General features: G+C 68.9%; 24 protein-coding genes. 17 read left to right on the top strand and 7 right to left on the bottom strand.

Annotated features, from left to right (window positions below):
* Positions 1-186 precede the first annotated feature (186 nt).
* The 4 genes from rplU (at position 187) to proB (ending at position 3,513) form a co-directional block, all read left to right on the top strand.
* Positions 187-495, top strand: coding sequence for a 50S ribosomal protein L21 (gene rplU / locus TBIF_RS02570; protein WP_024793311.1), 309 nt, complete (start codon positions 187-189; stop codon positions 493-495).
* Positions 496-556: 61 nt separating this feature from the next.
* Positions 557-823, top strand: a complete 267-nt coding sequence (gene rpmA, locus TBIF_RS02565; RefSeq protein WP_024793310.1) for a 50S ribosomal protein L27 — start codon at positions 557-559, stop codon at positions 821-823.
* Positions 824-955: 132 nt separating this feature from the next.
* The gene (gene obgE / locus TBIF_RS02560; RefSeq protein WP_024793309.1) at positions 956-2,416 is read left to right on the top strand and encodes a GTPase ObgE; all 1,461 of its coding nucleotides are present in this window, start codon (positions 956-958) and stop codon (positions 2,414-2,416) included.
* On the top strand, positions 2,413-3,513 hold the full coding sequence (gene proB, locus TBIF_RS02555) for a glutamate 5-kinase (RefSeq protein ID WP_024793308.1): 1,101 nt from the start codon (positions 2,413-2,415) through the stop codon (positions 3,511-3,513). The genes obgE and proB overlap by 4 nt, the downstream gene beginning before the upstream one ends.
* A gap of 44 nt (positions 3,514-3,557) precedes the next feature.
* On the opposite strand, the gene TBIF_RS02550 is transcribed toward proB, so the two are convergent.
* From TBIF_RS02550 to TBIF_RS02530, 5 genes are all read right to left on the bottom strand, one after another.
* The gene (locus tag TBIF_RS02550) at positions 3,558-4,499 is read right to left on the bottom strand and encodes a D-isomer specific 2-hydroxyacid dehydrogenase family protein (protein WP_024793307.1); all 942 of its coding nucleotides are present in this window, start codon (positions 4,497-4,499) and stop codon (positions 3,558-3,560) included.
* Positions 4,500-4,546: 47 nt separating this feature from the next.
* Positions 4,547-4,945, bottom strand: coding sequence for an ectoine synthase (locus tag TBIF_RS02545; RefSeq protein ID WP_024793306.1), 399 nt, complete (start codon positions 4,943-4,945; stop codon positions 4,547-4,549).
* 40 nt (positions 4,946-4,985) lie between these two features.
* Positions 4,986-6,242 (bottom strand): diaminobutyrate--2-oxoglutarate transaminase, encoded by a 1,257-nt coding sequence (gene ectB / locus TBIF_RS02540; protein WP_372435107.1) that lies wholly within the window; start codon positions 6,240-6,242, stop codon positions 4,986-4,988.
* A gap of 95 nt (positions 6,243-6,337) precedes the next feature.
* The gene (ectA, locus tag TBIF_RS02535; protein WP_024793304.1) at positions 6,338-6,859 is read right to left on the bottom strand and encodes a diaminobutyrate acetyltransferase; all 522 of its coding nucleotides are present in this window, start codon (positions 6,857-6,859) and stop codon (positions 6,338-6,340) included.
* 118 nt (positions 6,860-6,977) lie between these two features.
* Positions 6,978-9,347, bottom strand: coding sequence for a RecQ family ATP-dependent DNA helicase (locus TBIF_RS02530; protein WP_024793303.1), 2,370 nt, complete (start codon positions 9,345-9,347; stop codon positions 6,978-6,980).
* A 128-nt stretch (positions 9,348-9,475) separates the two neighbouring features.
* Here TBIF_RS02530 and TBIF_RS02525 point away from each other — a divergent pair, with 128 nt between their 5' ends.
* The 11 genes from TBIF_RS02525 to holA all read left to right on the top strand — a co-directional run bounded on the left by TBIF_RS02525 (position 9,476) and on the right by holA (position 20,241).
* Positions 9,476-10,777: a glutamate-5-semialdehyde dehydrogenase gene (locus TBIF_RS02525; protein WP_024793302.1), complete on the top strand. Its 1,302-nt coding sequence runs from the start codon at positions 9,476-9,478 to the stop codon at positions 10,775-10,777.
* A 37-nt stretch (positions 10,778-10,814) separates the two neighbouring features.
* Entirely contained in the window at positions 10,815-11,696 is an 882-nt protein-coding gene (locus TBIF_RS02520) for an AAA family ATPase (RefSeq protein ID WP_024793301.1), read from the top strand.
* 8 nt (positions 11,697-11,704) lie between these two features.
* Entirely contained in the window at positions 11,705-13,150 is a 1,446-nt protein-coding gene (locus TBIF_RS02515) for a vWA domain-containing protein (RefSeq protein WP_038169419.1), read from the top strand.
* Positions 13,151-13,172: 22 nt separating this feature from the next.
* The gene (nadD, locus tag TBIF_RS02510) at positions 13,173-13,856 is read left to right on the top strand and encodes a nicotinate-nucleotide adenylyltransferase (RefSeq protein ID WP_084611488.1); all 684 of its coding nucleotides are present in this window, start codon (positions 13,173-13,175) and stop codon (positions 13,854-13,856) included.
* Positions 13,857-13,938: 82 nt separating this feature from the next.
* Positions 13,939-14,301: a ribosome silencing factor gene (rsfS, locus tag TBIF_RS02505; RefSeq protein WP_372435108.1), complete on the top strand. Its 363-nt coding sequence runs from the start codon at positions 13,939-13,941 to the stop codon at positions 14,299-14,301.
* Complete coding sequence (locus TBIF_RS02500; RefSeq protein WP_024793297.1) at positions 14,298-14,942, top strand: histidine phosphatase family protein; 645 nt, start codon at positions 14,298-14,300, stop codon at positions 14,940-14,942. The genes rsfS and TBIF_RS02500 overlap by 4 nt, the downstream gene beginning before the upstream one ends.
* Positions 14,932-15,705 carry a diglucosylglycerate octanoyltransferase gene (octT, locus tag TBIF_RS02495; protein ID WP_024793296.1) on the top strand — a complete coding sequence of 258 codons (774 nt, stop codon included), beginning with the start codon at positions 14,932-14,934 and terminating at the stop codon, positions 15,703-15,705. Before TBIF_RS02500 ends, octT begins: the two co-directional genes overlap by 11 nt.
* Entirely contained in the window at positions 15,702-16,571 is an 870-nt protein-coding gene (locus tag TBIF_RS02490; protein ID WP_024793295.1) for a DegV family protein, read from the top strand. The genes octT and TBIF_RS02490 overlap by 4 nt, the downstream gene beginning before the upstream one ends.
* 99 nt (positions 16,572-16,670) lie before the next feature.
* On the top strand, positions 16,671-17,648 hold the full coding sequence (locus TBIF_RS22715) for a helix-hairpin-helix domain-containing protein (protein WP_235174442.1): 978 nt from the start codon (positions 16,671-16,673) through the stop codon (positions 17,646-17,648).
* Positions 17,645-19,201: a ComEC/Rec2 family competence protein gene (locus TBIF_RS02480; RefSeq protein ID WP_051461313.1), complete on the top strand. Its 1,557-nt coding sequence runs from the start codon at positions 17,645-17,647 to the stop codon at positions 19,199-19,201. Before TBIF_RS22715 ends, TBIF_RS02480 begins: the two co-directional genes overlap by 4 nt.
* A gap of 65 nt (positions 19,202-19,266) precedes the next feature.
* Positions 19,267-20,241 (top strand): DNA polymerase III subunit delta, encoded by a 975-nt coding sequence (gene holA / locus TBIF_RS02475; protein WP_024793292.1) that lies wholly within the window; start codon positions 19,267-19,269, stop codon positions 20,239-20,241.
* A 150-nt stretch (positions 20,242-20,391) separates the two neighbouring features.
* On the opposite strand, the gene rpsT is transcribed toward holA, so the two are convergent.
* A complete protein-coding gene (gene rpsT / locus TBIF_RS02470) occupies positions 20,392-20,658 on the bottom strand; it encodes a 30S ribosomal protein S20 (protein ID WP_024793291.1) in 267 nt (88 codons plus the stop codon).
* A 152-nt stretch (positions 20,659-20,810) separates the two neighbouring features.
* Positions 20,811-21,326 carry a type II toxin-antitoxin system PemK/MazF family toxin gene (locus tag TBIF_RS02465; protein WP_038169416.1) on the bottom strand — a complete coding sequence of 172 codons (516 nt, stop codon included), beginning with the start codon at positions 21,324-21,326 and terminating at the stop codon, positions 20,811-20,813.
* Positions 21,327-21,571: 245 nt separating this feature from the next.
* On the opposite strand from TBIF_RS02465, the gene lepA reads away from it, so the two are divergent.
* Positions 21,572-23,392, top strand: a complete 1,821-nt coding sequence (gene lepA / locus TBIF_RS02460; protein WP_084611506.1) for a translation elongation factor 4 — start codon at positions 21,572-21,574, stop codon at positions 23,390-23,392.
* 20 nt (positions 23,393-23,412) lie between these two features.
* Positions 23,413-24,342, top strand: a complete 930-nt coding sequence (locus TBIF_RS02455) for an NAD(P)H-dependent flavin oxidoreductase (RefSeq protein WP_024793288.1) — start codon at positions 23,413-23,415, stop codon at positions 24,340-24,342.
* The last annotated feature ends 30 nt before the right edge of the window (positions 24,343-24,372 follow it).

Genomic DNA, 24,372 nt, shown 5'->3' with positions numbered 1-24,372 from the left:
GGTTACGGGACGCACACGCTGCGGGTTTGACCATCAGAGTGTGCGTCCCGTAACCTTGAAAAGTCGCTGCTGCGCGGTGACACTCGCATGCAAATGCGCAGTGTAGCCGCAGGGCGGCCAATACCAGTGAGTCGCACAGCACGTGCGACGGCAATTAGTTATTCAACAAGCAAGGGGTAGCCCTCGATGTACGCGATCGTCAAGACCGGCGGCAAGCAGTACAAAGTCGCCGTTGGTGACCTCGTCAAGGTCGAGAAGCTCGAGGTGAAGCCTGGCGCCTCAATCGAGCTTCCGGTCGCACTTGTCGTCGACGGAGCCGACCTGACCATTGACGCGGATGCGCTGGCAAAGGCCTCGGTGACCGGCGAAATCGTCGAGCACACCAAGGGCCCGAAGATCCGCATCCACAAGTTCAAGAACAAGACCGGCTACCACAAGCGTCAAGGCCACCGCCAGAAGCTGACGGTTGTCAAGGTAACCGGCATCAACAAGTAGTAGGGGATCGGGCTGGCAACGGCCCACCTGAACCTCGAACTTTTTCCAGGAGGAACCAGCTATGGCAAGTAAAAAGGGTGCATCTAGCACTCGGAACGGGCGCGATTCCAACTCCCAGCGTCTTGGCGTCAAGCGCTTCGGCGGCCAGGAAGTCAACGCTGGCGAGATCATCGTTCGCCAGCGTGGCACGCACTTCCACCCCGGCGTGAACGTCGGCCGCGGCAAGGATGACACGCTCTTTGCGCTGTCCGCCGGCGCGGTCGAGTTCGGCACCAAGCGCGGTCGCAAGACCGTCAATATCGTGGTGCCGGTACTGGTCGAGGCGTAATTCGCTCTCAACCAAATTCAGCTCCAGAACAGGGGCGGGCAGGGTGAAGTAACCCCGTCCGTCCCTGTTTTCTGTTTTTCAAGATTTCCCGCAACACCTTCACGACCAACAGCATCGAGAGGAGGACACACGATGTCACGCTTTGTGGACCGTGTCGTCCTACACATCAGCGCCGGCAGCGGCGGACACGGTTGCTCCTCGGTGCACCGAGAGAAGTTCAAGCCCCTCGGTGGCCCCGACGGAGGCAACGGCGGACGCGGCGGCTCCGTGATCCTGCGAGTCGACGACGGCGTGCACACGCTGCTCGACTTCCACTTCCGCCCGCACGCCCGAGGCACCAACGGCAGGCCCGGCGCAGGCTCCAACAGGGACGGCGCCCGCGGCGAGGACCTAATCCTGCCCGTGCCCGACGGCACGATGGTTATCGGCAAGGACGGCGAGGTGCTCGCGGACCTCGTCGGCGTCGGCACCGAATTCGTCGCCGCCCAGGGTGGTCGGGGCGGCCTCGGCAACGCCGCGCTCGCCTCCCGCGCCCGTAAGGCCCCCGGCTTCGCGCTCCTCGGTGAAGAGGGTGTCGAGCAGGACCTGACCCTCGAGCTGAAGTCGGTGGCAGATGTCGGCCTGGTCGGCTTCCCGTCGGCAGGCAAGTCCTCGCTGGTCTCGGTGCTCTCCGCGGCCAAGCCGAAGATCGGCGACTACCCGTTCACCACACTCGTCCCGAACCTGGGCGTGGTCTCCAGCGGTGAGACAACCTTCACTATCGCCGACGTGCCCGGTCTGATCCCCGGCGCCTCCGAGGGCAAGGGCCTTGGCCTGGACTTCCTGCGCCACCTGGAGCGGTGTGCGGTCATGGCCCACGTCGTGGACTGCGCGACGCTGGAGCCGGGCCGCGACCCGATCTCCGACGTCGACGCGCTCGAGGCGGAGTTGGCGGCCTATAAGCCGTTGCTCTCCGGCGACTGGGGACTGAGCGATCTCGCAACCCGTCCGCGCGTGGTCATCCTCAACAAGGCCGACGTGCCCGAGGCCGCAGAGCTCGCCGAGTTCGTCACCGAGGAGTTCGAGTCCCGCGGCTGGCCGGTGTTCACGATCTCGGCCGTCTCCCGCGCCGGGCTCAAGCCGCTGACGTACGCGCTCGCCGCGATGGTCGAGCAGTACCGCATCGACAATCCGCCGCCCGAGCCGTCGCGCCCGGTCATCCGCCCGATCCCCCGCGACGAGAGCGCGTTCAGCGTCGAGAAGGACGCTGACGAGCCCGGCTCGTTCATCGTGCGGGGCATCCGTCCCGAGCGGTGGGTCCGCCAGACTCAGTTCTCGAACGATGAGGCCGTCGGCTACCTCGCGGACAGGCTGGCCCGGCTCGGCGTCGAGGACGAACTGCACAAGCTGGGCGCGAAGCCCGGCTGCGGCGTGACCATCAGCGACATGAGTTTTGAGTGGGAGCCGCAGACGCCCGCCGGTGTCGACATCACCATGACCGGCCGCGGCACTGATGCTCGTATGGACCAGGTGGAGCGCACCACTGCAGATGAGCGCAAGCACTCCAGCCGGGTCCGTCGCGGCCTTGAGGGGCTGGAAACGGGGGATCTGTGACGATCCGGGAGGATATCGCCGCCGCGCGCAGTGTGGTGGTGAAAATCGGCTCGTCCGCGTTGACCAGCCTGGACGGCGGCCTCGACGCCGTCCGGCTGGGGATGCTCGCCGATGCCATCGAGCGGCGCATGCGCCGGGGCTCCGATGTGGTGATCGTGTCCTCTGGCGCGGTCAGCGCGGGCATCGCGCCCTTGGGGTTGGCCAAGCGGCCGCGGGACCTCGCGACGAAGCAGGCGGCAGCGGCCGTCGGGCAGTTGGCGCTGGTTAACGAATGGTCGACCTCCTTCGCCCGCTACAACCGCGTCGTCGCCCAGGTCTTGCTGACTGCCGGCGACTTCGCGCGCCGCGACACCCACCGCAACGCGCAGCGCACGCTCGACCGGCTGCGCTCGCTCAAGGCGATCGCGGTGGTCAACGAGAACGACACGACCGCAACCTCGGAGATCAAGTTCGGCGACAACGATCGGCTCGCCGCTCTGGTCGCGCACCTGGTCGGGGCGGACGCGCTAGTGCTGCTATCCGACGTCGACGGGCTCTATGACGCCGATCCCCGCAAGGGCCACGCGAATTTCGTCGGCGAGGTGCTGGGCCCGGAGGACCTGGATGGCGTCGTCGCCGGCGCTGGCGGGTCGCTGGGCACCGGTGGCATGGCGTCGAAGCTGTCTGCGGCGAAACTGGCCGCCGACGGGGGCATTCCGGTGCTGCTCGCGGCCGCCGCGGATGCGGAGGCGGCACTGTCCGGCGCCTGCAGCGTCGGCACGGTGTTCGGCCCTCGCGACAGCAGGATGACCGCACGCAGGTTCTGGGTGCGGCACGCCGCCGATTCCTCGGGTGCCCTGCACCTGGACGCCGGCGCCGTGCGGGCCGTCGTCCAACGTCGCAGCTCCCTGCTCGCCGCGGGGATCACCGAGGTCAACGGACGGTTCTCCGAGGGCGACGTGGTGGAGCTGCTCGCGCCCGACCACACCGTGATCGCCCGCGGCGTGGTCTCCTATGACTCGGCTGAGTTGCCGCCGATGATTGGTCACCAGTCCCATGAGCTGCCTGGCGAGAGCATCCGCCCCGTGGTGCACGCGGACGACCTCGTCAAGCTCTGATCAGGCTGCGCGTCCCGCGGGCAGGCTCGGCAAGGCTGGCTTAGCTAATACCCCAGCTGGGGATCAACCACGCCCAGCAATTCGCGGCCCGCACCGAATCGTACGACGTTCTCGGTGATCCTGGCGGCCAGCAGTGTGGCGATGCCGTGTGGCGGGTTCGCGACATGCGGGGTGATGATCACATTCGGCAGGGCCCACAGGGGATGGCCGTCGGGAAGGGGCTCGGGCTCGGTGACGTCGAGGGCGGCGCCGCCGATGCGCTGTTCGGTGAGGGCCAGTGTGAGCGCTTCGGTGTCGATCAGGGTCCCGCGGGCGACATTGATTATCCAGCTGTGTGGGCGGAGCAGGCCGAGCTGCCTCGCGCCCACCAGGTTGCGCGTCGCCGCGGTGCCGGGGGCCGCGAGGACTAGGTGGTCGCATCGGCGCAGCGCCGAGTCCAGCAACTCCACCGGGATAGTCTCGATGGCCGGCTGACCCTCGATCCGGACCGCCCGGCCGGAGCGGTTGATCGCGATGGCCTCCGCGCCCAACGCACGGAGCATGAGGATCAGCGCCCGGCCGATGCCGCCTGCGCCGAGGACGCCGATGATGGCCCCGCGCAGCGTGCCGATGGCAGGTCCGACGCGGGTGGGATCCCAGGACTGGATGGTGGCAGCGGTGTGCAGCCCGCGCACTCCCATGAGCAGCAGTGCCAGTGCATGCTCGGCGACGGTGTCCGCATAGACCCCGGCGCCGTTCGTCCAGGTCCGGCTCGCGTCGAGCAGTCCCGCGTCCATCCAGGACTCGATACCGGCGAAGGGGAGCTGCACCCAACGGACGGTGCGCGGCAGCGCGGGGAAGTTGTGGGGGAACCCGAACCAGACCACAGCCTGCGCAGCTGTCAACGGCACCTCGACGCCGCCGCCAGCGATCACGGCTTCGCGCAGCCAGTCCTGCGGCTCGGGGCCGATGAATACGGGCACCGGAATGAGAACGGAGTCGGTCATGGCACAAACTGTGCCATGACCGACTCCGTCTCTGGGAAGCCCGACTGCTAGTCGACGGTTACCAGGGGATAGACGCCATCGGCGTCATGCACCTCGGTGCCCACGACCGGCGGGTTGAACACGCACAGCATACGTAGCTGGGTGCGGGCGAGGACCCGATGGCGCTCGTGCCCGTTGAGCAGGTACATGGTGCCGGGCGCCAGGGGGTAGGTCTTGCCGCCCTCGGTGAGGTCGATGAGCTCGCCCTCGCCCTCGACGAGCCACACGGCCTCGACGTGGTTGGCGTAATGGAACTCGTTGTCGGTGCCGGCCTTGATGGTCGTCTCGTGGAAGGAGAACCCGACGCGGTCTCCGCCCAGCACGATCCGCTTGCTGACCCAATTGCCGTTCTCGGGGGTGACCTCGCGGTCGGTGCCGGTGATCTCGGCGGTGGTGCGCACAATCATGTGATCTGTCCTCTCGGTCAGGGGCTGGGAGTCGGTGGTGTTAGGCCATGACCTTGGCCACGGACTCGGCCAGAATGGACAGGCCGTGGCTGAGTTCCTCGTCCGTGGTGGTCAGCGCGGGGAGCAGCTTGACTACCTCGTCGGACGGGCCGGACGTCTCCACCAGCAGGCCGGCCTCGAAGGCAGCGCGGCAGACCTTGGCGGCGTAGTCGGCCTGCTCGAAGCGCAGGCCCTGGGCCAGTCCGCGGCCCCGGGTGCTCAGGCCCGGGAGGGTGTCTGCCACGTTCTGCAGTTGCTCCCGTACCAGCTCGCCCTTGCGGAGGGTGTCCTTCTCGAGCACGTCGTCGGACCAGTAAGTGTTCAGCGCGGCCGTGGCGGTGATGAAAGCCGGGTTGTTGCCACGGAACGTGCCGTTGTGCTCGCCGGGCGTCCACACATCGAGCTCAGACTTGAACAGGGTCAGCGCCAGGGGCAGCCCGTAGCCGCCGATGGACTTCGAGAGCGTGACGATGTCGGGGGTGATGCCGGCCTCTTCGAAGGAGAAGAAGCCGCCGGTGCGGCCGCAGCCCATCTGCACGTCGTCGACGATCATCAGGATATCGCGGTCGGCGCACAGTTCCGCCAGCGCCCGCAGCCATTCGGGGCGGGCGACGTTGATGCCGCCCTCACCCTGGACCGTCTCGACGATCACGGCTGCCGGCTTGTTCAACCCGGAGCCGGAGTCGTCCAGCACACGGGAGAACCAGTGGAAGTCCTCGCTGACGCCGTCGAAGTAGTTGTCGAACGGCATGGGGGTGGCGTGGACCAGCGGGATGCCTGCGCCCGCACGCTTCATTGAGTTGCCGGTGACCGACAGGGAGCCGAGGGTCATCCCGTGGAACGCGTTGGTGAAGCTGATGATCGACTCGCGGCCGGTGACCTTGCGGGCCAGCTTCAGCGCGGCCTCGACGGCGTTGGTCCCGGTCGGGCCCGGGAACTGGACCTTGTAGTCCAGGTTGCGAGGCGTCAGCAGGCGATCCTCGATCGCGCCGAGGAAATCACGCTTGGCCATCGTCGCCATGTCGAGGGCGTGGGTGATGCCGTCGCGGGAAATGTAGTCGATCAACGCTTCCTTGAAGATGGGGTTGTTGTGCCCGTAGTTCAAGGAGCCGGCGCCGGCGAAAAAGTCGAGGTAGTCGCGGCCGTTCTCGTCACGGATCCAGCTTCCCTTGGACGTGTCGAAGACAGTCGGCCAGTTGCGGATATAGCCGCGGACTTCGGATTCCCGGCGCGGGAAAATGGACATATCTGATTGCATGGTCATCTCGTCGTATCCTCTTCGCTGATGCGAATATCTACTTGATGAATTGGTTAATCGGCCACCGAGGAAATCGATGGACAATTTCTGGGGGGTCAGCGCGGTGGGGCCGCGAGGATGTAAAGATCCTCGGGCTCGTGGCTGTCCGGGAAATCGGCCGGCCCGAATAGGGGCTCGGACTTGATCTCAAGTCCGCGGCGGCCCGCGGTGCCAGTGAACAATGCGATCGATGCCGCGTTGCCGGGGCTGATCGTGGTCTCCATGCGGGAGACGTCTGGTGCGAGCCTGTCGAGGAGGCCGTCGAGCAGTTGGCCAGCGATGCGCTTGCCGCGCTGCTCTGCGTCCACCGCGACCTGCCAGACTACTAGCGTGTCGGGCCGTTCGGGCCGGATGTAACCGGTCACGAAGCCGCAGACCCTGCCATCCACCAACGCGACAATCGACGTGTTCTGGAAATCGCGGCACCATAAGACGTAGGCGTAACTGGAATTCAGGTCCAGCTCGCGCGAATCGCGCGCGATCTCCCACAGGCGGCGGCCATCTGATATTGACGGCACCTGGAACGTCACTGCTGTTGGAGCGGATGGGGCGGGTATTTCCGGTTCGTTGGGCTTCATTCACCTTCGAACGTATCCAGAGTGCTAGGGGTAAGTCAGCCCCGTTATCGAAACGTCACCTGAAAAGTGGACCTAACCGCTGGTCAGCCACTCTTGGTGATGCTCATCACAATTTGGGTCAGTTCTGGGTGGCGAGAGTAAGAGGAAGCACCGCGGCGGCTCCGGCCGACCGCAATTCGCGAGCGGCCATTGTCATAGTCCAGCCGGACTCGAGCAGTTCTGTGACCAGCAAGATTGTGGCTCCGGACGGCAAATTCTGGGGGGTTTCCCAGGACTCGCTCAGCTGCGCCACTCGGAATGCGGAGTTGATCGCGGTCACCGGAGGGTGCTCGGGCCGGCGGTGGAGAGTCCCCAAATCTGTCAGTCTGCCGAGCGTGGACAACCGTTCTGTGAGTGTGCGAACGAGCACCGGATGGGTCAACGATTCCACCGCCATGATCGAGTCCGGGCGAGTGGCCCAGCCCCAGGTCTTGAGCACCTCGACGCAGCCCGCCACCAACTGCTCGGAGGCCGGTTGGTCTGGGCCGGAGAGGAGCGCTCGCAGACGTTGGCCCCAGCCCAGGTCGGTGAGGCGTCCGAGCGCGCGGCCCTCCGCGGGGCCGTCGGCGATCTTGCCCTTCAGCGGGATACCCAGATGTGCCAGGCCGGTGGGCCATTGCTTGCGAGGCGGAACGTCGATACCGGGCCGATCGAGCCGGGCCCGAGCCTCTTGGACCGCGGCCTGGTCGATCTCCGCCGAGCGGTAGGCGCCGGTGCAGTTGTCGCAGCGCCCGCAATTGTCGTCGCCGGTCAGACCGGGGTCGTCCAGTTGTCGGCGGAGGAATGCCATCCGGCACTCAGTGGTGGACTGATAGTCCAGCATCGCCTGCTCCTCCGCGCGGCGCGCTTGGGCGAGGTTGTCGTAGCGGTCGCCGTCGTACTCCCACGGCTGTCCCGTCGCCACCCAGCCGCCGCGTACCCGGCGGACGGCGCCGTCCACATCGAGCACCTTCAGCACCATCTCCAGGCGGCTGCGGCCCAAATCGACACGCGACTCGAGTGCGGGAGTGGACTGGGGGCTCTCGGTCAGCGCGTCGATGACCCCGCGCACCACCGTCTCGGGCGGGAAGGCCACCGACGCGAAGTAGCGCCAGATGTCCTTGTCCTCGGGGCCGGGTAGCAGCACCACCTCCGCGCGCTCGGTGGCGCGGCCGGCACGGCCGACCTGCTGGTAATAGGAGATGGGGGAGGACGGCGCGCCGAGGTGGATGACGAACCCCAGGTCGGGCTTGTCGAAGCCCATGCCGAGGGCCGAGGTCGCGACGAGGGCCTTGACCCGGTTGGCGAGCAGATCGCCCTCGAGCGCCTCGCGCTCGGCGGGATCGGTGCGGCCGGTGTAGGCGGCCACCTGATGCCCCTGCGCGGACAGCACGGCGGCCAGGTCCTCCGCCGCGGAGACGGTGAGCGTGTAGATGATGCCGGCGCCAGGCAGCGACGCCAGGTTCTCAATCAGCCAGGCCGCGCGGTTCCGCGAGTCCGGGATCTTGACCACGGACAGGTGGAGAGACTCGCGGTCTAGCCCGCCGCGCAGCACTAGCGCTTGTTCCTCGCCTGAGCCGCCGGAGCCGACCCCCAGTTGGGTGGCGATGTCCGTGACGACACGGTTGTTCGCCGTCGCGGTCGTCGCCAGGACCGGGGTGTCCGCGCCGAGTTCCCCGACGAGCGTGCGGATCCGGCGATAGTCCGGCCGGAAGTCGTGGCCCCAGTCGGAGACGCAGTGCGCCTCATCGACCACGACCAGCCCAGCGTTCTCCGCGAGCTGCGGCAGGACCTGGTCGCGGAAGTCCGGGTTGTTGAGCCGCTCGGGGCTGACCAGCAGCACGTCGACCTCGCCGGCGGCGATGGACTCGTGAATCTGGTCCCACTCGGTGACGTTGCCGGAGTTGATCGTCGCCGCCCGCACGCCCGCGCGCTCGGCGGCGGTGACCTGGTTGCGCATCAGCGCCAGCAGGGGGGAGACGATCACCGTCGGCCCGGAGCCCTGCGCGCGCAGCAGCTTCGCGGCGATGAAGTAGACAGCGGACTTGCCCCAACCCGTCCGCTGGACGACCAGGGCCCGACGGCGGTGCGCCACGAGGGCCTCGATCGCGACCCACTGGTCCTCGCGCAGCGTCGCGTCGGGCCCGGCCAGCTGCTTGAGCAGCTCCTCGGCCTGCTCCCGCAGGACCGCCGGGTCGAGGACCGGCCGCGGCCGCGGTGCCGGTGCCTTCGCGAACGGCTCCGCCGCCGGGATGTCCGCGGGCTCGGCCACCACGGCGGGGTTGGCGAAGAAGGGATCGCTCAGCTCGTCGTCCGGAAATGGGGCCTCGTCGGGAAATGGGGCCTCGTCCAGGAACGGCGGTGCCGACAGCCACGGATCTCCCGCGCCGTCTTGTCCCTGAGCGCTCAGTCCTTGAGCGCTCAGTCCCTGGGCGCCGTGCCCGCTGTCGAGGTTCCCGTCGATGTCCATGGGGCCATAGTGCCCTGAGACCCTGACATCGCGGGGCGAGGCCGCGTCGAAGCGGGTCGGACCGGCGGGGAAGCGGCTGGAATGTGACGAGGATATTAGCGCCAGTCGGCGTTAGATACCCTGGACCCATGACCGCAGGCGCGCAATCCTCTGAATCCACCGTGGCCGTCGACCTCGACTCGGCACTGGACCCGCTCCGCATCGAGGTGCACGCCGCGGCGCATCGCGCCAAGGCCGCATCGAAAACGCTGGCGCAGCTGACGAGCGGGGACAAGGACGCGGCGCTGCTCGCTGCGGCGGATGCCCTCGTGGCCGCCACCGACACGATCCTCGCCGCGAACAACGCCGACATCACCGCTGCCGCCGCGCTCGGCACGGAGGAGGCGCAACTAGACCGGCTGCGCCTGGACGCCGATCGGGTCGCGGGCATCGCCAGCGGGCTGCGTCAGGTCGCCGGGCTGCCCGATCCCATCGGCGAGATCGTGCGCGGCTCCCAGCTGCCCAACGGGCTGGAGGCCAAGCAGGTCCGTGTGCCGCTCGGCGTGGTCGGCATCGTGTACGAGGCGCGGCCCAACGTCACGGTCGACGGCTTCGGCCTGACCTTCAAGTCCGGGAACGCCGTGCTGCTGCGCGGCTCGTCGTCCGCGACGCACTCCAACATGGAGCTCGTGCGGATCATCCGGGACTCGCTCATTGCTAGTGGCGTGCCCGCGGATGTGGTGCAGCTGCTGCCCAGCGAGGACCGTGCCAGCGTGCTGCACTTGGTCCGCGCACGCGGACTCGTCGACGTGGTGATCCCGCGCGGCGGCGCCGGGCTGATCGCGGCCGTCGTGCGGGACGCCCTGGTGCCGACGATCGAGACTGGCACCGGTGTGGTGCACATCTACGTGGACAAAGCCGCGGACCTGACGATGGCGGAGAAGATCATCGTCAACGCCAAAACCCGTCGGCCCAGCGTTTGCAACACGGTCGAGACAGTCCTGATCGACAAGGCCATCGCGGACGAGATGCTGCCCGGCTTGGCTCAGACCCTCCAGATGCACTCCGTGACCATGCATGGCGACCTGCCCGGCATGGTCCCCGCCACCGACGACGACTGGTCCACCGAGTACCTGTCGCTGGATGTGGCGGTCAAGGTGGTCGACGGCATCGATGAGGCGATCGCCCACATCGACCAGTTCGGCACCGGGCACACCGAGGCCATCATCACGAGCGATCTGGCGGCCTCCCGCGAGTTCACCTCCCGGGTGGACGCGGCCGCGGTGATGGTCAACGCGTCGACGGCCTTCACCGACGGCGAGCAATTCGGCATGGGCGCGGAGATCGGCATCTCCACCCAAAAGCTGCATGCCCGCGGCCCGATGGGGCTGCCGGAGCTCACCTCCACCAAGTGGATCGTGATAGGCGACGGCCACACCCGGCCGGCCTAGTCACTTCCCCCCACACCCACAACCGAGAGGCACCCGCGTGGACCGCGTAGCACCAACCAGAGAGCCCCTGTTCGCCAGCGTCGAGGATGTCTCAGCGCGGCTCGCGGAGACCGGCTATCTGGCCGATATCGCCACGGCCACCACTGTGTTTCTCGCGGACCGGTTGGGCAAGCCGCTGCTGATCGAGGGGCCCGCGGGTGTCGGCAAGACGGAGCTGGCGCGCGCGGTGGCGCAGTGCACCGGCTCGGAGCTGGTGCGCCTGCAGTGCTACGAGGGCGTCGACGAGGCCCGCGCGCTGTACGAGTGGAACCACGCCAAGCAGATCCTGCGCATCCAGTCCGCGACCGACCACTCGTGGGACGCCACCCGCGATGACGTGTTCAGCGAGGAGTTCCTACTCTCGCGCCCGCTGCTGACCGCGATCCGCAGCGAGGTCCCCGCCGTGCTGCTCATTGATGAGACTGACAAGGCGGACGTCGAGATCGAGGGCCTGCTGCTCGAGGTGCTCAGCGACTTCGCCATCACCATCCCGGAGCTCGGGACGATCCAGGCGAAGACGCAGCCGTTCACGGTGCTCACCTCCAACGCGACCCGCGAGCTGTCGGAGGCGCTCAAGCGCCGCTGCCTCTTCCTGCACTTGGACTTCCCGGACGAGGACCTCGAGCGTCGCATCCTGCTCAGCCGCGTGCCGGACCTGCCGTCGGTGCTGGCCGAGCAGCTGGTGCGCACCATCCGGGTGCTGCGCGGCATGCAGCTGAAGAAGGTGCCGTCGGTCTCCGAGACCATCGACTGGGGGCGCACGCTGCTGGCGCTCGGCCTGGACACCATCGACGATGCGGCGGTGCGCGCCACGCTCGGTGTGATCCTCAAACACCAGAGCGACCAGGTACGCGCGGCCGCCGAGCTCAGGCTTAACTGAGGCCCGCGATGACCACTAGCACCGGACCACTCGCCCCCCACGGCATCCCCGGCCATCTCGTTGGCTTCATCGGAGCCTTGCGCGGCAAGGGCATCTCCGTGGGCCCCTCGGAGACCGTGGATGCAGGTCGGGTGCTCGAGGTCCTGGACCTGCTCGACCGCGACGTGCTGCGCGAGGGCCTGGCGAGTGCGCTCCTGCGCAAGCCCGTGCACCGCGACACCTTCGACGCGCTGTTCGACCTGTGGTTCCCGGCCGCGATCGGCGCCCGGCACAGCCTGGCTGCGGACGGTGAAGGCCCGGAGGCGGAGCTGCCGCGGACCCCGGACGGCGAGCTGGACCTCGAAGGACTGGAGGCCTTGCTGGCGGAGCTGTTGTCGGATGACACCCCGGAGGGCCGCGAGGCGCTGGAGCAGCTCATCGCGGAGATGGTCGACCAGCTCGGGCGCTATGAGTCGATGTCGGGGGAGTCCTTCTCCGCCTACCAGGCGCTGCGGGGCCTGTCCGGCGACAACATCCTCGAGAAGATGCTCAGCGGCATGTTGGGCCCGAAATCGGACGAGGATGAGCACCGTGCGGTGCATGAGAACGAGGTGGCGCTGCGCACGGCCATCGAACGGCTTGGCCGGCTGCGCCGCATGGTCGACGGGGAGACTCGTCGCCGCAGCGCGGAGCGGCTCGGCCGCGACCGCGTCGCGAATTACGGGGTGCCGAAGATCGCGGAGCAGGTCGACTTCCTTCGTGCCTCCGACGCGGACCTGCAGAAGCTGCGCAAGACGATGGTGCCGCTGGCCCGCGCCCTGGCGACCAGGCTGGCCGCGCGTCGGCGCCGGTCCCGCTCGGGCGCGATCGACCTGCGCCGCACTCTGCGCAAGTCCATGGGCACCGGCGGCGTGCCGATCGATCTGGTGATGCGCAAGCCGCGCGCCGCCCGCCCAGAGCTCGTGGTGCTGTGCGACGTGTCCGGCTCGGTCGCCGGCTTCAGCCACTTCACGCTCCAGCTGGTGCACGCGCTGCGCGAGCAGTTCTCGCGGGTGCGGATCTTCGCGTTCATCGACTCCACCGACGAGGTCACGGAATTCTTCTCGGCCGGCGCGGATCTAGGCGTCGCGATGTCACGGATGGTGCGCGAGGCCGAGTTGATCACCTACGACGGGCACTCCGACTATGGGCACGCACTCGGAGTGTTCGCGGAGCGGTACGCGCACTCGTTGACCCGGCGCAGCTCCCTGCTGATCCTGGGCGATGGGCGCAACAACTACCGCGCCGTCAACACCGACGCACTCGAGCGGATGCGGGACGCGGCCCGGCAGTCGCATTGGCTCAATCCCGAGCCCGCGTCCCAGTGGGGGACCGGCGATTCGGCGGCGATGACCTACGGCACGATCGTGCCGATGTACGAGTGCCGCAACGCCGAGCAGCTCACCGAGGTGATCTCGCGGCTGCTGCCAATCTGAGTGGGCCGTAAGCTCCACTCTCATGCAACAGGCAACGGCCGAAACCGGGAAGCGCCGACTGGGTGTGATGGGCGGCACCTTCGATCCGATCCACCATGGACACCTCGTGGCGGCCAGCGAGGTGGCCGACCTTTTCGATCTCGACGAGGTGATCTTCGTCCCCACCGGAAACCCGTGGCAGAAGGCGGGCCGCGCGGTTAGCCATCCCGAGGACCGGTACCTGATGACGGTCATCGCGACGGCGTCGAACCCACAGTTCTCCGTCAGCCGCGTCGACATCGACCGACCCGGCACCACATACACGGCGGACACCCTCCGTGACCTGCGGCGACAGCACGAGGATGCAGAGCTGTACTTCATCACCGGCGCCGACGCGATCTCCTCAATCCTCACCTGGCAGCGCTGGGAGGAGCTATTCGACCTGGCGAAGTTCGTCGGCGTCACCCGCCCGGGCTACGACTTGGACGTGGAACAGCTCGAGGAAAAGCTCCAGGGACGTCCCGCTGACGCGGTCAGTGTGGTGGAGATCCCCGCCTTGGCGATATCCTCGACGGAGTGCCGCAAGCGGGCAGCGCAGGCCAGACCCGTGTGGTACCTGGTTCCGGACGGCGTGGTGCAGTACATCGCCAAGCGGAATCTCTATCGACCTGCGGACGCGGTGCGCCCGGATGGCTCGAGACGGACCTCGGACCCGAGCCCACACTGACTCGTATCCGGCCTGACCAACGACTTTTGAAATACAACGCATGGGAGACGAAGCTGTGACAGCATCCGACGTAGCCAGGGAGATGGCGCGGATCGCGGCGCTCGCCGCAGCGGAGAAGAAGGGGACGGACGTTATCGTCCTGGATGTCTCCGATCATCTGGTGATCACCGATTGCTTCCTGATCGCCTCCGCCTCGAACGAGCGCCAGGTCGGCGCGATCATCGACAACATTGAGGACAAGCTCCGTGACGCGGGGCATCGTCCCGCCCGGCGCGAGGGCGTCCGCGAGGGCCGCTGGGCGCTGCTGGACTACATCGACATCGTCGTGCACATCCAGCACGACGAGGAGCGCGAGTACTACGCGCTCGAGCGGCTGTGGAAGGACTGCCCCGTCATCGAGATCGAGGGCCTAGAAGCCGCGGGTCAGGTGGAGTCCGCTCTGTGACAACTCGCAGGCTGGTGTTGCTGCGCCATGGCCAGACCGAGCATAACGCCGGTAGCCGGATGCAGGGCCAACTGGACACAGAGCTGTCCGAGCTGGGCCGCAGCCAGGCCCGACGCGTCGCCGAGGTGGTCGCGGCGATGAAGCCGCGGCTACTGGTGTCCTCGGACCTGCGCCGCGCGCATGACACCGCGCTGGCCATCGGTCAGGCCTGCGGAATGGCTGTGCGTACCGACCCACGCCTGCGCGAGACCCATCTGGGCGACTGGCAGGGCCACACCCACCAAGAGGTGGACGCCGGCTACCCCGGCGCCCGCAAGATCTGGCGCGCCGACGCGAACTGGGCGCCGCCCGGCGGCGAGAGCCGGGTGCAGGTCGCGGCCCGCGCGCTGGCGACGGTGCGGGAACTCGAGACGGAGCTGCCAGATTGGGATGACCGGCCCGTCGTCCTCATCGCGCACGGGGGGCTCATCGCGGCGCTGACCTCCGCGCTGCTGGATCTTCCGGTGGACCGCTGGCCCGCCATCGGCGGCATCGGCAACACCAGTTGGGCGGAGCTGAGCAGCCACCACGGCCAGCACTACGACCACTGGCGTCTCGACGTGTGGAACGCCGCCGCACCCGGGGTGGACGATGTCCTCTAACCATGATTCCGGCGACGACCGGCCCGTGCTGCTCGTCATCGCGGACTCTCTCTCCTACTTCGGGCCCAAGGGCGGACTGTCCGCGGACCATCCGCAGATCTGGCCCAACATCGTGGCGGCCAAGCTGGGCTGGCGCGTGGAGTTGATCGCCCGTATCGGGTGGACCTCGCGTGATGCCTGGTGGGCGCTGACCCAGGACCCCCGCGTGTGGGCCGCGGTGCCCAAGGCGGGCGCGGTGGTGTTCGGCGTGAGTGGCATGGACTCCCTGCCCTCGCCGCTGCCGACCGCACTGCGCGAACAGATCCGCTACGTGCGGCCCGAGAGTGCGCGGCGCGCCGTGCGCGACGCGTATTCCTGGCTGCAGCCCCGGCTGGCCCCGCTGGGCTGGCCCCTCGCACTGCCGCCGCACCTGAGCGCGGAGTACCTGGAGAAGTGCCGGGAGGCGCTCGAGCATCTGCGGCCGGAGTTGCCTGTGCTGGCGACGCTGCCATCGGTGCACATCTGCGACGCGTACGGCCGCGTGCACAAGGGCCGTCCCGCGACGGTTCGGGCGCTGACCGGCTGGGCGACGGAGAAGAATGTGCCGCTGGTGGACCTCGGGGCGGCCGTCGGCGACCACGTGCTCGCAGGTCGCGGCAATCCCGACGGCATCCACTGGGGCTTCGAGGGGCATGAGGCGGTGGCCACGGCGGTGCTGGATGCGCTGTCAACTTCGACGGCGGCGGCGGGGGGCCTGGGCGCAGCACATACGGTGGACTCGTGACCGTCATCGTTGTGACCGATTCCACCGCTGGGCTGTCCGCCGAGTTGGCGCAAGCCCACGACATCCGCGTCGTCCCCCTGCACATCCTGATGGGCCTGGAGGACTTCCGCGAGGGCGTCGACGAGATCCCCGCGCAGGCGCCGAAGGGTGAGACCCTCACCTCGTCGGGCGCCTCGCCGGGAGAGCTGGAGCGGGCCTACACGGCGGCGCTCGCCGATAGCGGCGGCGACGGTGTGGTCGCCGTGCACATGTCCCGGCACCTGTCGGGGACCTGGGACGCGGCCCGGCAGGCGGCAGAGTCACTAGGGCCTGACGTGCGGGTGGTGGACTCCGGCGCCGCCGGGATGGCCATCGGGCTCGCGGCGGTCTCGGCCGCCCGGCTCGCCACTGGCGGCGCGAAGTTGGACGAGGTTTACCAGTGCGCCCTCGAGGCGTGCGAGCGGGCCTTCAGCATGGTTTACATCCACCGGGTCGAGAGCTTGCGCAAGGGCGGGCGAATCGGCACGGCCGCCGCCTTCCTCTCGACGGCATTGTCGATGCGGCCGTTGCTGCGCCTCGGCGGGGGAAATCTGGAATTGCGGGAGAAGACCCGGATCCCCAGCAAGGCGTTGGCAAAGCTGGTTGACCTGGTGGTCGCCGAGATCGGGGAGGGCATCGACCCGCAGGACGTCGAGCTAGCCGTTCAGCACTGGCATGCTCCCGACCGCGCGACCCTCCTTGAGCAGGAGATACGCAACAGAATCGGTGCGGACACACAGGTGTTCCGGGGCGAGTTCGGACCCGTCCTGGGCCTGCACCTGGGTGCCGGCTCCGCGGGCGTCTCGGTGCTCACCCGCACTGACAAAAAGGACAGCGAAACCGCCTGAGCCGGCGAGTTATCCACACCCTGGGGGAGTTTCCACAGGGTGCCGCCGTAGGCGTAATTTTCGAGAGGCCGGTGGCCGCCCGCCGCTAGCGTGACGACCATGCGGCCCACCACTTCCTCGCAACGATCCCGCTCCCGGCTCGCGGCTATGTCCGCAGAGGCCGGGCCAGCGGACCCGAGTGGCGAGCCGGCCTTGCCCGACGGCGACCCCACGCCGGTCGACCCGGAGGTGCAGGCGGCGGTGCCGAGGAGCCCCGCGACACCCGCCTGGCTTGGGGCAGCCCGATCGCCGCGACTGGCCCCGCCATCGGTGGAGTTGGCCGCAGTCGAGCCAGCGCCGGACCTGCCGTCGCGCTGGGCGGCCTGGGCGCCGGCGCGCTGGCGCGGCGCGCGCTTCGCCATCGGCGGCCGGGGGCTGGTGGTGCTGGCACTCCTGGGACTGGTGGTCGCAGCGATCGCGGGCGTCGGCGTCGCCCGCGACCAGCCCGCCTCGGTGCCGGTGCCGGAACTGCCAGAAGTGCCCCAGCCGGTCGCCACCGGACTGACCACCGACCTGGGCGAGCCGGGGGAGCCAGGGGAGATCAGCGGCCCGGCGGCGGTGCCGGAGGAGATCGTCGTCAGTGTGCAGGGCCTCGTCGGGATGAGCGGGCTGGTGCGGCTGGACACCGGCGCGCGGGTGGCGGACGCCATCGAGGCCGCGGGCGGAGCCTTGGACGGCGCCGACCTGCACAGTCTGAACCTGGCGCAGCGGCTCGCGGACGGCGACCAAGTCCTGGTCGGGATCGCGTCGACCGATGGCGGACCGCCCCAGTTGGGCAGCGCCACCCTCTCCGGGGCCGGCGGCTCCGCCGCGCCGGGGGCGAGCACCGGGGCCATCCCGGCCGGCGGCGTGGTCAACCTCAACACCGCGACGGTGGGCGAGCTGGAGACCTTGCCCGGAGTGGGTCCGGTGACCGCGCAATCCATCGTGGACTGGCGGTCCGCCAACGGCCGGTTCACCTCCGTTGACGAGCTTGCCGACGTCCGGGGAATCGGACCGGCCCGGCTCGCCTCGCTGCGGGAGCTGGTGACCTTGTGAGCTTGGCCGCGGCCGAGATCCACCGGCCGCTAGATGTGCGCCTGGCCGTCACCGCTGCCGGGAGCTGGCTGGTGGTGGCCCTGGGCATCATGGTCGGCACGGTGTGCGCGGCGGCGCTGGCGGTGCTGGGCACCGTGGGCGTGGTGGCAGCGCTGCTGGCCGCTCGAATGGGCCGGCCGGATCGGCGCACGCTATTTCTGCTCATCGCCGCCGTCCTGCTGTGCTGCACCGGTTTCGCGTTCGCCACCGCGCTGCGGGTGGGCGCGGCGGACACGGTGGCCCGGGACCTGGCTGGCACTCGCAGCCGCGGCGTGCTGACCATCGTCGACGACCCCCGCCCGCTGGCCGCGGCGGGCTTCGATGGGCGCGGGATAGTCCTGGTCCGCGGTGATCTGGAGTCCGTCCGCCGCCGCGGGGCCGAGACTCCGACGACAGGCTCGGTGCTCGTCTTCGCCCCGGTCGAGGGCTGGGCGGACCTGCTGCCCGGCCAGCGCGTGGGTTTCCTGGGCCGCTTCGACGCGCCACTGCGCGCGGACCTGAGCGTGGCGACCATCCGGGCGGACAAGCCGCCGGAGGAGGTGAGTGAGCCGTCTCGGCTGCAGCGGGGGGCGGGCAGCGTCCGGGCCCAGTTCGCAAGGTTGAGCGCAGACGTGCTCGATCATGACGGTGCCGGGCTGTTGCCAGGGCTGGTGCTGGGCGACGTCTCCGCGTTGCCGGAGCCGATTCGGGACGACTTCAAGGCAGCCGGACTGACACACCTGACCGCGGTCTCCGGCAGCAACTTCGCGCTGGTCTGCGGAGCGGTGCTCCTGGTGGTGCGGCCACTGGGACCGCGGCCGGCGGCAGTCCTCACCGCGGTGGCGCTTGTCGGCTTTGTCATCGTGGTCCGGCCTTCGCCCAGCGTCCTGCGGGCCGCGGTGATGGGTCTGATCGCGCTGGTGGCCCTCGTGACGGGCCGCCGCAGGCAGGCGATGCCCGCGTTGGCCGCTGCGGTGCTGGTGCTGTTGGCCGTCAGCCCGGCGCTGGCCGTGGACGCGGGGTTCGCGCTGTCGGTGTTCGCCACCGCGGCCCTGGTGATGATCGCGCCGACCTGGTCGGACCGTCTCAAGTTATGGGGCTGCCCGCGTGGGTTGGCGGAGGTCCTCGCAGTGGCGGCGGCGGCGCATCTGGTGTCGATCCCCGTGGTCGCCGCCATCTCCGGGCAGGTGAGCCTCGTCGCGGTCCTGGCGAACGTGCTGGCCACCCCCGCGGTGGTGCCGGCAACGATCCTGGGGGCGTTGGCCAGCACGGTGGGCCTGGTGTGGCCCCTCGCCGCGGAGGTGATGATCCGACTCGCGGGGCCGGCGGTGTGGTGGCTGCTGGGGACGGCGCGCTGGTGCGCGGGTCTGCCCGGGGCGCGGATCGCAGTGCCAGACGGCTGGCTTGGCGCAACGCTGCTGATCGGCGCGGGGCTGGTGGCGACGGCGTGGCTGGCCAGCGCCCGGGCCCGCTGGATGGTCGTGGGTGCGGTGCTGGCGTTCGGGGCGGTCTGGGTGCCCACGCATTGGGTGTGAGTGGGCCACCGGTGGCGGTCGGCGCCGATGCCCAGATTGTCAGGGGCTCGTGGGACCATGGCGGGGTGAACGACACCGGGAGTCAGGACCGATTGCACCTCGTTCTGGGGGAAGAGGAACTGCTCATCGAGCGTGCCGTGGCGCAGATCATCGCGCACACCCGCGCCGGTGCGCCTTCCGCCGAGGATGTGTCGGTGAACCGCATGCGCGCCGGCGATATCGCGGTGCCGGAAATGGCGGAGTTGCTGAGCCCCTCGCTGTTCTCCGAGGACCGGGTGGTGGTCTTCGAGGCTGCGGCCGAGGCAGGTAAAGACCCTGCGGCACTGGTGCTTTCGACGGCTGGCGACCTGCCGGACGGCATCGTCCTCGTTGTCCTGCACACAGGCGGCGGCCGCACCAAGGCCATGGTGTCGGCGTTGGAGAAGCTGGGCGCGCGCGTCCACCCGTGCGCCAAGATCAAGTCCAACGCTCTGGGCACCTTCGTACGAGCCGAGTTCAAGGCGGCCGGGGTGCGGGTCTCCCCAGAGGTGGTCCAGGCGGTGCTCGACTCGGTGGGCTCGGACCTGCGTGAGCTGGCCGCGGCCAGCTCACAGTTAGTCGCGGACACGGACGGACGCCTCGACGAGGCCGCGGTGCGCCGATATTACGCCGGCAAGGCGGAGGTCACCGGGTTCGAGGTGGCGGACAAGGCCGTGGCAGGGGACCGTGCGGGCGCGCTCGAGTCGTTGCGCTGGGCGATGCTCAGCGGCACCGCGCACGTGCTGCTCGCCGATGCGCTCGCCGACGCCGTGCACACGATCGCCCGCGTCGGCTCGGCCGGGCGCGGTGACCCGTTCAAGCTCGCGGGTCCCCTGGGCCTGCCGCCGTGGAAGATCAAGAAGGCGCAGAACGAGCTCCGGGGCTGGGCCCCCGAGTCGATCGGCGCCGCGCTGCAGGTGGTGGCCCGGCTCAATGGTGAGGTGAAGGGCATGGCTGCGGACCCCGAGTACGCGCTGGAGCGGGCGGTCGGCGCGGTCGCGAACCTGCAGGGGCGCCGCTAAGCCGCGCTTTGCCCACCGACCGCGACAAGCGGATAGGGAAGTGGCGGAACGCCTTTCGCCCACATGTGGACAGCAAAGCAGGAACCGCCCGGAGTGATCCGGGCGGTTCCTGTGAAGATCTGTGGTCGCCTGTCCGTCGACAGTTGGCGATCAGGCGTTCAGGCTGTTAGCGGCCTTTGCCATCGAGGACTTCTTGTTGGCGGCCTGGTTGCGGTGGACAACGCCCTTGGCAACAGCCTTGTCCAGCTCACGGCTGGTCGACACGAGCAGCTCGGTGGCGACGGTCTTGTCGCCGGCCTCCACTGCGCCGCGGAACTTGCGGATGGCGGTGCGCAGGGACGACCGCACCGACTGGTTGCGAACTCGTGCGAGCTCGTTGGTGCGGTTGCGCTTCACCTGGGACTTGATGTTGGCCACGCGTAAATACCTCTGTCTTGGCTTACCGGAAACTACTCTGACGTCTGTCGACGGGCATCACCGAACCCATTGAGGGTCCAAGTGACAGCGCCAAAGTACGAGAATACCAGCCGCTGTCGACTATCCCCAAACCGCGGCCGGCGGACGAGGGCTCAGGCCCACCCGTAATCCGCCCGCAGCACTACCGCGACGCGGTCGAAGCGGGTGGGGTCGAGCACCGCGCCCTCGCGCCGAATGCCGGTCTCGGGCACGTCCAGGACACGGTCGAACCGCAGCCAACTGGGCCGGCCCGCGGCGTCCCACGGGCCAGAGCCCAGGGCGTGCCAGCCCTGTTCGCCATCGCGTCGGGCCTGGCTCGAGAGCATCAGCCCCAGCAGGTGGGGGCCCTCGCGGCCGACGACGAGCACCGGCCGGTCCTTGCCCTGGCTGGGGTCGTCCTCGAATTGCACCCAGGACCACACGACCTCGCCGGGGTCCGCCTTTCCGTCGAGATCGGGGGAGTACTCGACGCGTCGAGCACGGCTCTCGGTGGGTGCGGTCGCGGTGACTGAGCCGTGCACCGCGGGCTGGGGGTCTGGCCGGGTGGGCGACAGGCCGAGCAGTCGCGGCAGCCGGCCCCTCGCCAATTGGCTCAGCCCTTTGCCGAGTGAAGTCCATTTTGTCGCCACGCCGGACAGCGTAATGGCCGCGGGAGGGCGGCGCGGGCAAGGCTGGCACACTGGAGCAGGAGCTCTCCTTATATCCGGGCGACGACCGCCGGGCCGGGAAGGCAGTAGATTCAAGGTCAAAGCGGTGCCAATGCGGGACCGATGCGGGACGCGCGCAGACGCGCGTCCGCGAGTATGACCACAGTGAGACGAGGGAAAACGGCTTGACCACCAACTTCGCCGAGACGACGTTCACGGATCCGACAATGATCCGGAACTTCTGCATCATCGCGCACATCGACCACGGCAAGTCGACGCTGGCCGACCGGATGCTGCAGCTCACGGGGGTCGTGGACGAGCGGCAGATGCGCGCCCAGTACCTGGACAAGATGGACATCGAGCGCGAGCGCGGCATCACCATCAAGGCGCAGAACGTGCGCTTGCCATGGACCGTGCGCACCGGGGAGCTCGAGGGCCAGCAGCATGTGCTGCACCTGATCGACACCCCCGGCCACGTCGACTTCACCTACGAGGTCTCTCGCGCGCTCGAGGCGTGCGAGGGCGCGGTGCTGCTGGTCGACGCCGCCCAGGGCATCGAGGCGCAGACGCTCGCCAACCTGTACCTGGCGATGGACAAGGGCCTGGAGATCATCCCGGTCCTGAACAAGATCGACCTGCCGGCCGCCGACCCGGACCTCTACGCGCTGGAGATCGGCAAGATCATCGGCTGCGACCCCGACGACGTGCTGCGCGTGTCCGGCAAGACCGGCATGGGCGTCCCGGAGCTGATCGACCGCGTCTGCGAGCGGATCCCGGCCCCCGTCGGCGACCCGGACGCGCCCGCCCGCGCCATGATCTTCGACTCGGTCTATGACATCTACCGCGGCGTCGTCACCTACGTGCGCGTCGTCGACGGCGAGGTTCGGCCGCGCGAGAAGATCAAGATGATGTCCACCGGCACCACACACGAGCTCCTCGAGGTCGGCATCGTCTCCCCGGAGTCCAAGCCCACCAAGGGCCTCGGCGTCGGCGAGGTCGGCTACCTGATCACCGGCGTGAAGGACGTGCGCCAGTCGAAGGTCGGCGACACGATCACCAGCGCCCGCAACAGCGCGACGGAGCCGCTCACCGGCTACCGCGAGCCGCGCCCGATGGTGTACTCGGGCCTGTACCCACTAGACGCGTCGGACTACCCGGTGCTGCGTGACGCACTGGACAAGCTGCAGCTCAACGACGCTGCCCTGAGCTACGAGCCGGAGACGTCGGTGGCCCTGGGCTTCGGCTTCCGCTGCGGCTTCCTCGGCCTGCTGCACATGGAGATCAGCCGCGAGCGCCTCGAGCGCGAGTTCAACCTGGAGCTGATCTCGACGGCGCCCAACGTGATCTACCGCGTGGACATGGAGGACGGCACGGAGGTCGAGGTCACCAACCCGTCGTTCTGGCCCGAGGGCAAGCTGCGCGCGGTGCACGAGCCCATCGTCAAGTGCACGGTCATCGCGCCCGCCGAGTTCATCGGCTCCATCATGGAGTTGTGCCAGACCCGGCGCGGCGAGCTCGGCGGCATGGACTACTTGTCCGAGACCCGCGTGGAGTTGCGCTACACGATGCCGCTCGGCGAGATCATCTTCGACTTCTTCGACATGCTGAAGTCCCGTACCCGCGGCTACGCCAGCCTCGACTACGAGGAGGCCGGCTCGCAGATCGCCGAGCTGGTCAAGGTCGACATCCTGCTCCAGGGCGAGGCCGTGGACGCGTTCAGCTCGATCGTGCACAAGGACAACGCCTACGCCTACGGCAACCGGATGGCGCTCAAGCTGCGCGAGCTGATCCCGCGCCAGCAGTTCGAGGTGCCCATCCAGGCCGCCATCGGCTCGAAGATCATCGCCCGCGAGAACATCCGCGCCATCCGCAAGGACGTCCTGGCCAAGTGCTACGGCGGCGATATCTCCCGCAAGCGCAAGCTCCTCGACAAGCAGAAGGAGGGTAAGAAGCGCATGAAGACCATCGGTCGCGTGGAGGTCCCCCAGGAGGCCTTCGTGGCCGCGCTGTCGTCGGAGTCCGTCACTGATAAGCCGAAGGGCAAGTAGCGCAACACGATTGGAGCACCATGTTGTCCACCTGGTTGACGGAGAAGCTTGGCCTGCAGGTCCCCATCGTCGGCGCGCCCATGGGCGGCCGGGCGGGCGGGAAGCTGGCCGGCGAGGTGAGCCGGGCGGGCGGCATCGGCATGCTCGGCGCCGCCCGCTACGCGACGCCGGACTGGATCGCCGCCGAGGCCGCCGTCGCGCGGGCCCTGGGCGGCAAGGTCGGCATCGGGCTCATGACGTGGGCCCTCGATGACGACGACACCCTGCTCGGCGCGGCCCTCGAGCAGCGGCCCGAGCTGCTCTCGCTGTCCTTCGGCGACCCCGCGCCATATGTCGACCGGGCGCACGCCGCCGGGGCGATCGTGTGCTCGCAGGTCAACACTCTCGAGGACCTGCGCGTGGTCGAGGCCGCGGGTGTGGACCTGATCGTCGCCCAGGGGCACGAGGCGGGCGGGCACACCGGGCACATCGGGACGCTGCCGCTGCTGCAGGAGATCCTCGAGTCCACGAAGCTACCCGTCGTCGCGGCTGGCGGCATCGCCAACGGCCGGGGCCTGGCCGCGGTCCTCGCGGCGGGCGCGGTCGGCGGCTGGGTGGGCACGGCGCTGCTCGCCAGCCCGGAGACCATCGGCCCGGACTACGCGCGGGACGCCCTGATCCAGGCCCGCGGCGCGGAGACCGTCTACACGTCGGTGTTCGACCAGGCTCGCAGCCAGCCATGGCCGGAGCGCTGGGGCGGGCGCGCGCTGGCCAACGACTACACCGAGCGCTGGCACGGGGCAGGGGCTTCCACCGACGAGCTCGCCGCGGCCTACGACCCCACCGACCCCAACGTCGGCGTTGTGTACGCGGGCCAGGTCGCGGGGTTGGTCAACGCCAGCGAGCCCGCGGGGGACATCGTGCGGAGGATGGGCTCTGAGGCCGAGGCATTGCTGCGCCGCTGGGGCTAGCGATCTGTGCGGGGGATCGAGAGTGACGAA

Origin of the sequence: Tomitella biformata AHU 1821, from assembly GCF_000524475.1 — a bacterium.
GTDB lineage: Bacteria > Actinomycetota > Actinomycetes > Mycobacteriales > Mycobacteriaceae > Tomitella > Tomitella biformata.
Note: the sequence above shows the minus strand (reverse complement) of the source record. Positions and strands in the feature narration are given on the sequence as shown.